This window comes from Frankia sp. R82 (assembly GCF_023716925.1).
In the GTDB taxonomy this organism is placed as follows: Bacteria; Actinomycetota; Actinomycetes; order Frankiales; family Frankiaceae; genus Frankia.
This window is the reverse complement of record NZ_JAMQQG010000304.1, coordinates 15,979-29,017: the sequence shown is the minus strand read 5'-3', so window position 1 is coordinate 29,017 and position 13,039 is coordinate 15,979. Positions and strand designations below refer to the sequence as shown.

Annotated in this window: 14 protein-coding genes and 1 pseudogene; 3 read left to right on the top strand and 12 right to left on the bottom strand. The window is 68.4% G+C overall.

What is annotated here, in order from left to right:
- Positions 1 to 163 precede the first annotated feature (163 nt).
- The 6 genes and pseudogenes from ND747_RS29920 to ND747_RS24585 form a co-directional block, all read right to left on the bottom strand.
- Positions 164 to 838 carry a reverse transcriptase domain-containing protein gene (locus ND747_RS29920; protein ID WP_308204686.1) on the bottom strand — a complete coding sequence of 225 codons (675 nt, stop codon included), beginning with the start codon at positions 836 to 838 and terminating at the stop codon, positions 164 to 166.
- Positions 839 to 992: 154 nt separating this feature from the next.
- The gene (locus ND747_RS24600; protein ID WP_285901070.1) at positions 993 to 2,276 is read right to left on the bottom strand and encodes an IS4 family transposase; all 1,284 of its coding nucleotides are present in this window, start codon (positions 2,274 to 2,276) and stop codon (positions 993 to 995) included.
- A gap of 131 nt (positions 2,277 to 2,407) precedes the next feature.
- A pseudogene (locus tag ND747_RS24595) lies at positions 2,408 to 3,007 on the bottom strand (reverse transcriptase domain-containing protein); the annotation flags it as partial.
- 569 nt (positions 3,008 to 3,576) lie between these two features.
- On the bottom strand, positions 3,577 to 4,470 hold the full coding sequence (locus ND747_RS30255; RefSeq protein ID WP_374216318.1) for a hypothetical protein: 894 nt from the start codon (positions 4,468 to 4,470) through the stop codon (positions 3,577 to 3,579).
- Positions 4,464 to 4,697 carry a hypothetical protein gene (locus ND747_RS24590; protein ID WP_251736557.1) on the bottom strand — a complete coding sequence of 78 codons (234 nt, stop codon included), beginning with the start codon at positions 4,695 to 4,697 and terminating at the stop codon, positions 4,464 to 4,466. The genes ND747_RS30255 and ND747_RS24590 overlap by 7 nt, the downstream gene beginning before the upstream one ends.
- 335 nt (positions 4,698 to 5,032) lie before the next feature.
- Positions 5,033 to 5,788 carry an SDR family NAD(P)-dependent oxidoreductase gene (locus ND747_RS24585; protein WP_251736556.1) on the bottom strand — a complete coding sequence of 252 codons (756 nt, stop codon included), beginning with the start codon at positions 5,786 to 5,788 and terminating at the stop codon, positions 5,033 to 5,035.
- A gap of 231 nt (positions 5,789 to 6,019) precedes the next feature.
- Here ND747_RS24585 and ND747_RS24580 point away from each other — a divergent pair, with 231 nt between their 5' ends.
- On the top strand, positions 6,020 to 6,676 hold the full coding sequence (locus ND747_RS24580; RefSeq protein WP_251736555.1) for a TetR/AcrR family transcriptional regulator: 657 nt from the start codon (positions 6,020 to 6,022) through the stop codon (positions 6,674 to 6,676).
- 43 nt (positions 6,677 to 6,719) lie between these two features.
- Here the strand turns inward: ND747_RS24580 and ND747_RS24575 are convergent, their stop codons facing one another.
- From ND747_RS24575 to ND747_RS24560, 4 genes are all read right to left on the bottom strand, one after another.
- On the bottom strand, positions 6,720 to 7,367 hold the full coding sequence (locus tag ND747_RS24575; protein ID WP_251736554.1) for an ATP-dependent Clp protease proteolytic subunit: 648 nt from the start codon (positions 7,365 to 7,367) through the stop codon (positions 6,720 to 6,722).
- A complete protein-coding gene (locus tag ND747_RS24570) occupies positions 7,364 to 8,074 on the bottom strand; it encodes an ATP-dependent Clp protease proteolytic subunit (RefSeq protein ID WP_251736553.1) in 711 nt (236 codons plus the stop codon). Before ND747_RS24570 ends, ND747_RS24575 begins: the two co-directional genes overlap by 4 nt.
- A 141-nt stretch (positions 8,075 to 8,215) precedes the next feature.
- Positions 8,216 to 8,869 (bottom strand): MerR family transcriptional regulator, encoded by a 654-nt coding sequence (locus ND747_RS24565; RefSeq protein ID WP_251736552.1) that lies wholly within the window; start codon positions 8,867 to 8,869, stop codon positions 8,216 to 8,218.
- 228 nt (positions 8,870 to 9,097) lie between these two features.
- Positions 9,098 to 9,550: a MerR family transcriptional regulator gene (locus ND747_RS24560; protein WP_285901061.1), complete on the bottom strand. Its 453-nt coding sequence runs from the start codon at positions 9,548 to 9,550 to the stop codon at positions 9,098 to 9,100.
- Between the two features lie 348 nt (positions 9,551 to 9,898).
- Between ND747_RS24560 and mce the strand changes: the two genes are divergently transcribed.
- Positions 9,899 to 10,324, top strand: coding sequence for a methylmalonyl-CoA epimerase (mce, locus tag ND747_RS24555; protein WP_251736551.1), 426 nt, complete (start codon positions 9,899 to 9,901; stop codon positions 10,322 to 10,324).
- Positions 10,325 to 10,409: 85 nt separating this feature from the next.
- On the opposite strand, the gene ND747_RS24550 is transcribed toward mce, so the two are convergent.
- Positions 10,410 to 10,985 (bottom strand): LppP/LprE family lipoprotein, encoded by a 576-nt coding sequence (locus tag ND747_RS24550; protein ID WP_251736550.1) that lies wholly within the window; start codon positions 10,983 to 10,985, stop codon positions 10,410 to 10,412.
- A gap of 189 nt (positions 10,986 to 11,174) precedes the next feature.
- On the opposite strand from ND747_RS24550, the gene ND747_RS24545 reads away from it, so the two are divergent.
- Entirely contained in the window at positions 11,175 to 11,330 is a 156-nt protein-coding gene (locus ND747_RS24545) for a hypothetical protein (RefSeq protein ID WP_251736549.1), read from the top strand.
- Here the strand turns inward: ND747_RS24545 and ND747_RS24540 are convergent.
- The gene (locus ND747_RS24540; protein WP_374216316.1) at positions 11,327 to 12,907 is read right to left on the bottom strand and encodes an aldehyde dehydrogenase family protein; all 1,581 of its coding nucleotides are present in this window, start codon (positions 12,905 to 12,907) and stop codon (positions 11,327 to 11,329) included. The two genes, ND747_RS24545 and ND747_RS24540, sit on opposite strands and share 4 nt — an antisense overlap.
- Positions 12,908 to 13,039: the final 132 nt, after the last annotated feature.

Genomic DNA, 13,039 nt, shown 5'->3' with positions numbered 1-13,039 from the left:
CAAAAGCCTCGTTCAACACCGGGTCTACTGCTGATCGGAGTCCGCTCTCTCGGAGACCTGCTGCAAGAGAGCGCGTGGTCGGGTGGCCCGGGGGAATCGCACCCCCGGGCTCCCACAGATCCCGGCGTGACAGTCTCCCGTCACCGGGCTCCTATTGCCCTGGTCACCAGATCGAGTGGACCCATTTCCAGTGGGCGAAGAACAGCGGGTACGCGGTGGTGACCTGCTTCCATCGCCGGTGGAATTTCGTGAAGGTCTTCAGCCGCCGATACTTCTTACGGACCCAGCGCATCAGGTAGTAGTTGATGCGCCTGAGGAGGGGATACAACTCGGTGCGGTAGAACGCCCCGTAGTACTGCATCCAGCCGCGGATGATGGGGTTAAGCCATCGTGCGAACTCCCCGAGGGTGTAGCCGATGTGCATGTGAATCCGCCAGGAGCGGACCTCCGCGCTCATCTTCTTCAGGGCATTCTTGCTGACCGCCGGCAGGAAGGACGTGAAGATCTTCCCATGGAGGCCTCGTGCCGGGCGTTTCTGGAACGTGAAGCCGAGGAAGGTGAACGACGTTGCCACGCCTTCGACGCGACGGTTGTCCTTTCCGCAGTACACGATCCTGGTCTTGGCCGGGTGCAGTCGCAGTCCGACCTCCTCCATCCTGTTTCTGATCGCCTGAAGAACCACACGGGCCCGGCGTTCGGAGTCGCAGTGCACGACTGCGTCATCCGCGTAGCGCTCGAACTGCACGTCCGGGAAATTCCGGGCGAGCCACCGATCGAACGCGTAGTGGAGAAACAGGTTCGCCAGCACGGGCGATACCGCAGAACCTTGTGGGGCAATGCCGCGTAGTTAGGCAACCCGTATGATCTTTATGTGTGGCGGATCCGTGTAGGTGATTGTGGCGTCGGTTTTTCTCTTCGCGCGGTAGGCGTTGGTGTGGACTCTTTTGACGGCGCGGGGGCAGATGCGGTGGCGGCGGGGTGGGTTGGGTCTTTCACAGATCTCGTTGATCGTCTCGGTGTGGGCTGCGGTCAGGATGTGAGGGGGAAAAAGCCGCCTGGCTGGTGACCTGGCGGCGGATGACGCGTAGAGAGCGCATGAATGACAGTCGGTCGGGGTCGATGTCTGCCTGGTCGGCTGCTTCGGTCATGAGCTGTCGGATTGCGTAGTGGGTCAGCAGTAGGGCCCAGATTTCTTGTCGGACCAGCTCGGGTGATTGGGAGCGCAGGACGGCGCCCCGGCCGCGTTGGTGGGTTTTCAGCTCATCGAGGCCGGTTTCGAACTCCCACCGCTGGTTGTAGGCATCGGCGAGTTCCGCGGCGCTGGCCTCGGTGGGGTCGAGGATGGTGGTGATCAGACAGAACAGCTCGCCGCTGCCGTCGCGGTTGGTGACTTCGTATTCGATGACCCGGACTGCCGGTCCTGTGGGCTCCTCCGGGACGGTGCCCCGGTGTTTCTGGTTGTTGCGTCGGGCGCGGACCTTGGGGTCGAGTAAGAAGGATCGGTAGGAGCCGTCGGGAAGGGGCTCGACGACGGGAAGTTCCGGTCCGGCCTGCATTCGGAACAGTAGATCCGCGCCGGTGGCTGCGGCGTCGGTCCAGAAGCGGAAGCTGTAGAATCCGCGGTCGGCGATGACGAGAGTGCCGGGCTCGAAGCTGTCGATGAGCTTTTCGGCGAGGCGGTGTTCGTTGGTGTTCCAGGAGTCGATTTCGGCTGCGACGATCGCGTGGGTGCCGCATTCCCCGAGGCCGACCAGGCGGGCCTGCGGGAACGGTGCGGGTCGTTTTTCTCCGCCGGAGCGGCCGAACTCTGCGTCGTTCTCGGGAGTGTCGGGCACGTCAAGTACAAAGCCGTCGATCGCCATCAGTCGGCGGCCTCGCAGCCATGCGCCGCGGGTGCCCCGCTGGGCGCAGGGGACGGCTACGCGTTCGAACAGGACGCGTAGCGGATCGGCTCCCAGCCGGGTGCGTGCCTTACTGATCGCGCTGGTCGTGGGGACGTGCCAGTCGGTCGACCAGGAGCCCAGGGACCGCAGGCCGTCAACGAGTATCCGCATGACCTCCTCGTAGCTTTCCCCGAAGAACAGGCAGAGCCCCATCACGTAGTAGACGACCACCCGCGCGGGAAGCAGCCTTTTTCGCTGCTCGCGTTTTCCTGTCTCCGCGAGAATCTCGTCCACCAGGTCCCGGTCCACCAGTCGGGTCAGCACACCGATACCAATAAGGTCGGTTAGCCGTCCGCGCGTCGGAGAAACGTCCGAGGAGTCCGCCACGTACAGATTTTACCGGTGGGGACCGAGATGGTTCATGGCAACACCCCGGCAATTCCGGCCGAGAATTCTCCACCACACACCCAGCAACGAAGATCATCGGTCGTTGTGATCATCTTTTCTGGTGCCCTTAACTACGCGGCATTGCCTTGTGGGGTTCCCCGAAACCGCTCTTGCAAGGTGCCGTCGGGAAGTTGCAGTGGGGCAGCGAGCCACCGTTTCACATACAACACCACCCAGGCGGCATCGGTGTGGGCTTCCACCGCTTTGATGACGAGGTTCCAGCGGACGCTGTCGAAGAACTTGGCGACATCAAGGTCGATGGCCCATTTCTTCTTCCAACACCGCTGCCGGCATGCCGCGACCGCGTCCAGGGCTGACCTTCCGGGCCGGTAGCCGTAGGAGTCGGGATGGAAGATCGGTTCCACCCGTTTCTCCAGATGAGCGGCCACCACCGTCTGGGCGATCCTGTCCGCAACCGTGGGCACACCGAGCAAACGAACCCCGCCGCCATGCGGTTTCGGGATCTCCACACCTCTCACCGGAGGCGGAAAGTAGCTGCCCGAGGACATTCTGTTCCAGACCTTGTAGAGGTTCCCCTTCAGGTCTTTCTCGAAGTCCTCGATAGTGCAGCCGTCCACCCCCGGAGCACCCTGATTCGCTTTGACCTTCAGGTATGCCTCCCAGACCTCCAGTTTCGATATCTCGAACGGCTTGATCTGCGATTTCAGCTCGCTCACGCAGCTCCTCCCAGGGAAATCCTGGTTGACCGAACAAACAAGCCACGGACAATCCGGCTCCTTCGCTCCACCCTCACCGCGCCCAGCAGGGGCTTCACCGCTACTACGAACCGGTCCGTCAACACACCCCGCCTCGGTACTCAGTTCCTCGCGGGTTGTCCGCTTGGAAGTCTCCCTCTCCCAACCCATGCAATCCGGATTGGAGTATCGGGGTGTGTCTTCCCACGTTCCACACGGAAGCAGCAGACCAGATTCACGTCGCCTCCACGCCGGGCACCACCTGGCCAGTAATCGGGTTTCCGCCAGACTTATCCCGGGCCAAAAAGTAACACCCAGTTCTGATGCCATCTCATCAATAACGACGCGTCAACAGCGATCCCCTCGCAGGGACTGCGCTCCGTCTCTCTGGTCCCCATCTGACGTCTCATGGACGCCTTTTCCACAGTCGCTCACCACGGTCACGTCACCGTTCCCGCAGCATGTGGCGATTTGAAGCCTCCCCCCGAAGGGCGGCTCCGAAGGGCCGAGAATCCTTCATCTCCCGTGCAGCACCGCGCTCAGCTACCCAACTACCTCAAGCAGCCTCCCGCGTTCGTGGCACACCTTTTCCCATAATATCCAGCGCGGCCTCCGTCGTCGCGAGCCGAGCCTTCAGTCTTTCGTTCTCGCGGCGAAGCTTCTCCAGCTCGACCTGCTCCGCCGACTTCCCCGGCTTTCTCTCCGGAGCACCCGCCGGAGAGCCTGCTCTTCCCAGAAACGCTGGTCAGTCCTGCACGGGTCTGTCGCGAATCCCGTTGGGGGCACACGGTCCCGTGCCCCCAACGGGATTCGCGACTGCCCGGGATGGTGGCGACGCTGAAGAGGAACGTCAGCCCGACGACGGTAACTATCGCTGCGGCGATCATCTCTGGGGGAGTGGCGGATGATCCTGTGCTCTGGGCCGAAGGCTCCGCCGATGCAGCGACTTCTGTCGCTTCGGTGCTCATTGGGGACCATGCGTCCGTGGTCGGCCGCCAGGCGTCGGCAGACCACTCGAGCGGGGCTGTCTGCCTCGCCCTGTCAGCTGCCGTAACGGTTGCCACACAGGGGTGCGGTGAGGGGTCGGCAGGTGTGCTGCTGGCCCTCTCGGAGGCGGCGGATGTGTGGCAGTGCGTGTGGCAACGCGGGCCGCCAGAGGGGCACTCCAGCGACCAGAAGTGGACGTCAGGGCACGTGTGTGGACGTTCCTGGACGGTATGGACCGGCCTGAAAAGCGGAAGGTCGGCGGGCTTCGTCGACAGGTCCCTGCGCGAGCAGACCCTTGACCATCGCGACGGCCGCCGCGACCGGTCGACGACTGGTACGCCGAACGCGACGGTCAGCGGGGCGACCAGATTGCCGAGCCCGGCGCAGCCGAGCACGACCGCCTGCGCGCCCTCGACGTCGAGAGCCGCCCGTGCTTCGGCGCGCACCGCGTCTACCAGGTGCCGCGACCTGCGGTGCAGGGCGGCGACGGGTGCGTCGAGGGCGAGCGCGCTGGCCCGGTGGGTCCGGTGTGCCGCAGCACCCGGTGGGATTGTTCACGGGTACGCGGCGGCGCGGTGACAACCGTGAATCCGCTGGTGAGTATCGCCGCGGTGGCCAGCGCCGCCTCGGTCATCGACGCGGTGGTGTTCGGATCGACGATCATGATCGTCCGGATCCCTGTCACGCTGCAAACAGTATGTGACCTGGCCTTTAGGGCGAGAAAGTTGGATACCACTTTCCAGTTCGCGCGCCATACCCTCGCCACCGGCTCGGCGATCCCCTCCCCCATCCGGCGCCCGCTCCTGACCTGCCAGCCGCGCACGACCACGGCGCGACCTGACCGGGCGGCGAACACCGGGTCAGGAACGCCTGTTCTCCGAGCTACCCACCGTTCCTTTTCGCGAACATGCCCCTTCGGCACCCGGATCCGTCCGATCAGCCAGTCAGCCAGTCGGCGGCCCATCGGCGACCAGCGACATCGGGCTGTGCGTGCCGCGTTGCGGGTGGGGGCGGACGGGCTCAGACCGCTGCCCGGCCACCGTCGACCGACAGCAGGGCACCGTGGATGTTGGCGGCGCCATCGCCGGCGAGAAACACGACGGACTGCGCGACCTCGTCCGGCGTGCTCGGGCGGCGGGACGGGACGGCTGCCACGATCGGTGCGATGCGCTCCGACATCGTCGCCGCGACCCGGTCGGTCAGGGTCGGCCCGGGCGCCACGGTGTTAACCCGCACGCCCGCCGGGCCGTATTCGGCCGCCCAGGACCTGGTCAGCGAGTGGATCGCGGCCTTGGTCGCGCTGTAGAGCGCTGATCCGCTCATCCCGAACAGCCCGTTGATCGAACCGATGTTGACAATGGATCCGTGGCCGCGGGCGGCCATCGCCGGGGCGAGCAGGCCGGTGAGCAGGAAGGCGGCCCGCACGTTGACCGCCAGCGCCTGGTCGACGACGTCCGCGTCGACGTCGGCCGTCGGCATCGGGAGCAGCAGCATCGCGGCGTTGTTGACCACGATGTCCAGCGGCCCACCGGCGCTGCGCTGTGCCTCGGCGGCAAGCTGGTGCACGCCCGCCGCGGTGGCGAGGTCGGCCCGGGCGAAGGACGCCGACCCACCCCGCTCGGCGATCTGTGCGACGACCTTCTCCCCGCGGGTGATGTCCCGTCCGCTCACGATGACGGTGGCCCCCTCGGCGGCAAGGGCACGGGCGACGGCAGCGCCGATACCGTCGGTCGATCCGGTCACCAGCGCGGTACGTCCGTGGAGATCAGTGTTCATGGCGCAGCTCCCAGTGTGGTGGTGTGCCGGTTCGGGCGGCCTCGGTTCGGACCGGACTGCCCTGGTCGGCGAGGTGTGCGTGTGCCACACTGGCGAACGAAAAATGGACTGGCAAGTCCAATCTATGGGGCGTCCGCCCCGCCGGGGAGACGGCCGCAGGTCCGGGAAGCCCAGCATTTCCGGGAGGCACGGCTTTCCGGGAGGCACAGTGAGCAATTTCCGGGAGGCACAGTGAGCACGCTGACCACGAAGGGCTCGGCGACGCGGGCGCGGATCATCGAGGGCGCGTCGGCGACGATCCGCGAGCTCGGCGTCACCGCGACGACGCTGGACGACATCCGGGCCCGGACCCGCACCAGCAAAAGCCAGCTGTTCCACTACTTTCCCAGTGGCCGTGAGGAGCTGCTGCTTGCCGTGGCCCGCTTCGAGGCCGCGCTGGTCCTGACCGACCAGCAGCCCTACCTGGGGAACCTGGCCACATTGGCGGACTGGGACGCCTGGTCGTCCTGGCGCGACACCGTCGTCGACCGCTACCGCCGCCAGGGCGGCAGCTGCCCGCTGAACACCCTGACCTCGCAGCTCGGGCGCACCTCACCGGGAGCCCGAGCAGTCGTGACCGAGCTGTTGGCCCACTGGCAGAGCGAGATCGCCGCGGGTGTGCGCCAGCTACGCGATGCCGGCCGGATCAGCTCGCGGCTCGATCCGGACACCGTCGCCGCGGCACTGCTCGCCGGCATCCAGGGCGGGGTGCTGATCCAGATGGCCACCGGCAGCACCGTCCATCTTGAGGCTGCCCTCGACACGGCGCTCGCGCAGTTGCAGGCCAGCGCCCCTGGCGTCGCGCCGGACGGTACGACGCCAAGGGCGTTCCCGACCCTGGCCGGGTGATCGACTCAGACCCGATGATCGGATCCGGCTTGGATGATCAGGCTCAGGCCGCGCCGGTCACCGGGCGGGTGGCGGAGAGCTTGCGGCTGGTCAGGACCTCGTCGACCAGGCCGTAGGCCTTCGCCTCCTCGGCGCTGAAGATCTTGTCGCGTTCGGTGTCGCGGCGGATCTGCGCCTCGTCGCGGCCGGTGTGACGGGCCAGCAGCACCTCCTGCAGGGTGCGGATCCGCAGGATCTCCCGGGCCTGGATCTCCAGGTCGCTGGACTGGCCCTCACCCTGCGCGGACGGCTGGTGGATCAGGATCCGGCTGTGCGCGAGCGCCAGACGCTTGCCGGGCGTGCCGGCGGCGAGCAGGACGGCCGCGGCCGACGCCGCCTGGCCCATGCAGATCGTGGCGACGTCGGGACGGATGAACTGCATCGTGTCGTAGATCGCCGTCAGCGACGTGAACGACCCACCGGGTGAGTTGATGTAGATGGAGATGTCGCGGTCGGGGTCCTCGGACTCGAGGAACAGCAGCTGCGCCATCACGTCGTTGGCCGAGATGTCATCGATCTGCACACCGAGGAAGACGATCCGCTCCTTGAGGAGCTTGGAGTACGGGTCCATCGAGTACTCGCCGCGCGAGGTCCGCTCGACGATGTTGGGCAGCACCTGCCGCGCGGACGGCGCCCCGTACCCGGCGTTCATCGGGCCCCGCCCTCGGGCTCGAAGCCGGCATGGCCGGCGGCGCGACGTGGGCCGATGCCGCCGGCATGGGCGCCGGGCACCTCGCCGACACGCTGCACGACGTGGTCGACCAGGCCGTACTCGCGGGCCTCGACGGCGGTGAACCAGCGGTCGCGGTCGGAGTCGGCCTCGATCTGCTCGACGCTGTGCCCGCTGTGCTCGGCGATCCGCTCCTGCAGCACCCGCTTGGTGTAGAGCATCTGCTCGGCCTGGATGGAGATGTCGGCGGCCGTCCCACCGATGCCGCCGTGCGGCTGGTGCATCATGATCCGTGCGTGCGGCAGGGCGTACCGTTTGCCCGGCGCGCCCGCGCACAGCAGGAACTGGCCCATGGAGGCGGCCAGGCCGAGGGTCACGGTGGCCACGTCGTTCTCGACGAACTGCATCGTGTCGTAGATCGCCATCCCGGCGCTGACCGATCCGCCCGGGGAGTTGATGTAGAGCCAGATGTCGGCGCGCGGGTTCTCGGCGGCGAGCAGCAGCAGCTTCGCGCTGATCGCGTTGGCCACGTCGTCCTCGACGACGGTGCCCAGAAAGACGATCCGGCTGTCGAGCAGCCGCGCGTAGACCTGGTCATCCAGGCCCGCGGACGGATGGGCGCCGCCAGCCAGCCGGGCGGCACCGCCTGGGGCGACCAGGCCCGGAGGCAGCGGAGATGTGTCGATCATGGTGGGTATCCTTCCGCCGGCGGGGTCGGAAGCTGCGGGTCGCGCAGGCCGGCAGCTTCCAGCCTCACCGCTGCGGGGCTGATCCGGGCGCGGATCTGCCTGCGGCAGATCTGCCCACGGCAGACGCCCATCCGCCGACGGTCAGCCTCCGGCGCGCGGCCCGGCGCCGTTCCCCGTCTCGTCCTCGCCGGAGGTCGGGCCCGCACCCGATGCCCCGCCCTCACGCGGCGCCCCGCCGACGCGACCATCGCCGGCACCACCGACACCGTCGCCGTCGCCGTCGCCGTCGTGCAGGGGTTCGGTGAGAAAGTTGAGGAAGGTGTCGTCGAAGAGGTCCTGGGCGCTGTGGGCGTCGGGGTCGGCGCGCAGGGAGCGGGCCGCATCGTCGCGCAGGCCGAGCATGAAGTCCTCGGCGAGGCGAACCTGCTCCTCCAGCGAGGCGAGCTTCTCCTCGGCGAGGCTCACCCAGGTCTGCAGCCGGTCGCGGACCTGGGCCCGGTCGAGCGGGGTCAGCCCGGGCTTGCCGATTTCCTCACGCAGGGTGAGTAGCGAACGCATCTCCTCGACGGTGAAACCGAGCGGCTTCATCTTCTTGATCAGGAAGAAGCGGTCGAGGGCGTCGTTGTCGTAGAGCGGGATGCCGTGGTCGGTGCGACCCACCGGGACCAACAGACCTTCCTGCTCGTAGAAGCGGACGGTACGCAGAGACAACGTCACCAGGATGGCGACGTCACCGATCTCGTACCGGCGGTCGCGGGCGTCGGCGGACGACGTGGCACTGCTGGCAGTGGACAATTCGACCCTATTCACAGTGGGTGGGACGGTCGGATCTTCAAGCATCGGTCGTGCCACGGTAATGCCTGGTCAGCGGGTATCCGGCCAGCGTGATACCCGGTCAACGTGGCGCCTTCACCCTCCCGTGACGAACGGGAGGGACCGGACGTGCCCAGGCGATGCCCGGCCAGTGGCCTGATCGGTGACACGACCAGTCGCCCGGCCGCCTTCGCGGTCAGTCCGGCACACTCACGCCGAACGGTCCGCATCGGTGTGCAGTCCGATGACGAAATCCTCGGCGACGCCGGCCTGCGCCCGCAGGGTGGCGAGCTTCTCCTCCGCTAGCACGACCCAGGTGCGCAGCAGGTCGCGCAGCTCGGCACGGCGCGCGTCCGGCACGCCGGGGGCGGCCAGCTCGTCACGCACGGACAGCAACGAGCGCATCTCGTCCAGGGTGAACCCGAGGGACTTCATCTTCTTGATGACGAGCAGCCGGTCGACCGACTCGTCGCCGTAGAGCCGAAAGCCGCCGGGGGTGCGGCCCGCCGTCATGAGGAGCCCGGCCTCCTCGTAGTACCGCACCGTGCGCAGAGACAACCCGACCCGCTCGGCCACCTCACCGATCTGGTACCGGGTCGCGCCGGCGACCTGGCCTGGCTGGCCTGTGTGGACGGTGGACGAATCGCGACGCGTCGTGGACAAGGTGACCCTAACGTTGGTGTCTCGACGTCTGGAGCAAGGCTGATAAAGCAGCACTCTACGACGTTCCGGACAGCTTGCCGATACCGGCCGCTGACGCACTGCTCCGTATGCGGATGGATCGCGGAGGGACACCGCCGGACCGGTCCTGGGGTGTGGCCGCGTGCCGGCCGCCGGGTGGGCGACGACGATCACGTCCGACATCGGTCCGCATCGGTCGACGCCGACACCGTCACCAGGCACGCTGGGACACCGGACCGGCTGGGACTGCGGCCAGGCCCGGCGGCCCCGCGGATCCGGACTCCGCGGATCCCGGCTGCCGCGGCCGGCCCGCGAAGCGAGGAGAGTGCTGTGCTGACCAGGATCGATCATGTGGGTATCGCGGTGGCGTCGCTGGCCGACACCATTCCCCTCTACGAGGAGGCCTTCGGTCTCACCGTGGTGCACCAGGAGGACAACGAGCGTCAGGGCGTACGTGAGGCGATGCTGTTGGTGAACAGCGGCGAGGCCGGCAGTTCCTACGTCCAGCTGCTCGAGCCGCTGCGCGAGGACAGTCCGGTCGGGAAGTTCCTGGCCAAGAAGGGTCCGGGCATCCACCACATCGCCTACGGTGTCGCCGACATCGACAGCGCCCTGGCCGCGCTGACCACCACCGGCTTCGACCTGGTCAACAAGACGCCGGTGCACGGCACCGCGGGCAGCCGGATCGCCTTCGTCCACCCGAAGGCCCTCGGCGGCGTGCTGACCGAGCTGGTCGAGGCCGTCGAGGGCCACTGACGGCACCCTCCGTTCGGGCCACGCGCGGCCGACGTCGGGACGCACGCGGCAGACGTTCGTCATGACACCGGGCCCTGGCCGCCGATCAGCGTCGGCTGGTCGCGGCCGAGGTGGCGGCGCTGGGCAGGGCGTCGAGCCGACTCACCCCGGAGCCGTTCCAGGCATAGCGGACCGTGGCGCCACCGGCGCTCGGGCAGCACATCGGGTCACCCGGCCGGTACAGGTCGTACTGCAGTGCGACCTGCCGGTCGGTCGACCAGATCCAGCGGACCGTCGCGCTCGGCTGCGGCGCGTCATAGCCGACCAGGGTCGCGTGATGGAACAGGAACGCTCGCTGCGGATGCCCGTCCCCGGACGTCGACAACAGTCCGATGATCACACTCAGGTCGTTGCCCGCGTCGTATCCGCCGAACGAGATCGGCGTGTAGCCGGCCGCCCGCACGACCGCGGCGGCCTTCGCCGCGCTCTGGGCCGCCGTCTGCCCCGCGCTCGATCCGCCGGATCCGCCGGATCCGCCCGATGCGGCTAAGGCCCCTGACGCAGCCGACGTGCCCGAGCCGGGCGAGATACCGGAAGCGGCTGACGCGGTCGAGGTGAGCCCGCCGGTAAGGCTGAGCGCACCGACCAGCGCCGAAGCGGCCAATCCGCGACGTAGAGTCATCAGGCCCCCTAGGTTCAGTATGGCGCGGCCCACGCTAGATGCGCCCTTCGGTGGGTGCCGACCCTCTGCCCGCTACGTGCGGTATGTCGCCCGATACGTCCCGCACTCGCACCCTGTTGTTGACAATCCGTGATGGGCAAGGCGGCCCTGATGTCGCAGTTTCACTTCGATCGGCGGACGTACCTCCGCATGATGCGCTCCGAGGTACCTGATTACGAGCATCTACAGGATTCCCTCGCGCGGCGGGTGCTCGCCGTCCATCCCCACGCCCGTCTCGTCACGCTGGACGAGAACCCCGGCATGCTCGAGCGGATCCGGCCATCGCTGGGCGACGCCGCGGCCTAGTCGGCTGGGGTGGCGGTGCGGCCGTGGCGCAGGCGGGTGAGGCGGGTGATGAGGGCGAGCAGGCCAGGTGGGCGACGGAAGGTGGTCAGGGTGGTGCCGGGCAGGGCCAGGCGCCGGGTGGCCACCGAGCGGGGGCGGACGAACTCGCGTAGTCCGTCCGCGCCGTGCACCCGGCCGAACCCGCTCTCCCCGCGGCCGCCGAACGGCAGGGCGGGGATGCCGGCGAACGACTGCACGGCGTTGACGGTGACCATCCCGGCGTCCAGCCGGGCGGCGATCTCGTCCCCGTGGCGACGGGAGAAGACCGTGGCGCCGAGGCCGTAGGGGGTGGCGTTGGCGAGCGCGATGGCCTCGTCGATATCGGTGACGGTGCGGACGGTGACGACCGGGCCGAACGTCTCGTCCCGCATGACCTCGGCGGCGTCGGGCACGTCGACAAGCACGATGGGGGCGATGAACCGGTCCCCCACCGCGGCGGAACCCCCGACCAGGGCGGTGGCGCCGCGGGCGAGGGCGTCGTCGACCTGGCGGCGCACCACCTCGAGCTGGGCCGGCATGGTCATCGGACCGTAGGGGGCGTCGGATGCCATGCCCGGATGGATGCCCTCAAGGGCCCGGGTCAGGGCGTTGAGGTAGGGCGCGGCGACGGAGGCGGCGACGTAGACCCGTTCGACGCCGACGCAGGTCTGCCCGGCGTTGGCCATCGCTCCCCAGGCGGTGGCCCGCGCGGCGACGGTGACATCCGCGTCCTCGGCGACGAGCAGCGGATCCTTACCGCCACATTCCATGATCAGTGGGATCAGGCGGGTGGCGCAGGCGGTCATCACCGCCCGTCCGGTGCGCGCCGAACCGGTGAAGGCGATCTTGTCGACGCCGGCGGCACACAGTGCCGCGCCGGTGGCACCGAGACCGGTGACGACGCCGAGCACGCCGGCGGGGGCGTCCGGGTTGGCGGCGGCGAAGCTGGTCGCCAGGCGGGTGCCCAGAGCCGGGGTGTACTCGCTCGGTTTGAACACCACCGTGTTGCCGGCAGCCAGTGCGTAGGCGATCGACCCGATCGGGGTGAACAGCGGGTAGTTCCAGGGTCCAATGACGCCGACGACCCCGAGCGGCAGATAGTCCACCCGGGCGGTGTGGTCGGCGAGAAAGGGACCGGGCAGGACGCGCCGGCTCTTCAGCACCCGGCCGGCGTTACGGGCGGCCCAGCGGATGTGTTCGAGGACGAGCAGCAGCTCGAGGCGGGCGTCCCCGACGGTCTTGCCGTTCTCGGCGTGCAGCAGGTCGACGAGCTCACGGTCGTCGCGGACGAGCTGCGCCGCCCAGCGCAGCAGCCGCTCGCGGCGCCCGGCCTGGCCCAGTCCCACCCACCAGGGCACGGCGGCGCGGGCCGCGGCCACGGCGGCGGCCACCGCCGCGTCGTCCTGGATGGGAAAACGCCCGACCACCTCGCCGGTCGCCGGGTTGAGCGAGGCGAACGTCGCAGCCGCCGCGCCGCCGCCGGCCACCGTTGCGCTGCTGGTCCTGGGGTCGGCGTTCGGCACAGGGCCGGCGTTCGGCACGGGGTCGGCGTTCGTCACAGGGCCAGGGCTGATCACGGGACCGGTGTTTGTCACAGGAACAGTGTGGTCGCACTACCGGCCTGGGTCAGCGGAAGGAGGTCAGCGAGAGCGCGTCGCCGCGCATGCAGGCCAGCGGCACGCGGTTCGGCC

What these genes read in the sequence shown, in the direction of transcription:
- ND747_RS24585 (WP_251736556.1), bottom strand. Translation starts at nt 5,788, where the DNA reads ATGAACACTGATCTCCACGGACGTACCGCGCTGGTGACCGGATCGACC.
- ND747_RS24575 (WP_251736554.1), bottom strand. Translation starts at nt 7,367, where the DNA reads ATGAACGCCGGGTACGGGGCGCCGTCCGCGCGGCAGGTGCTGCCCAAC.
- ND747_RS24570 (WP_251736553.1), bottom strand. Translation starts at nt 8,074, where the DNA reads ATGATCGACACATCTCCGCTGCCTCCGGGCCTGGTCGCCCCAGGCGGT.
- ND747_RS24550 (WP_251736550.1), bottom strand. Translation starts at nt 10,985, where the DNA reads ATGACTCTACGTCGCGGATTGGCCGCTTCGGCGCTGGTCGGTGCGCTC.
- ND747_RS24545 (WP_251736549.1), top strand. Translation starts at nt 11,175, where the DNA reads ATGATGCGCTCCGAGGTACCTGATTACGAGCATCTACAGGATTCCCTC.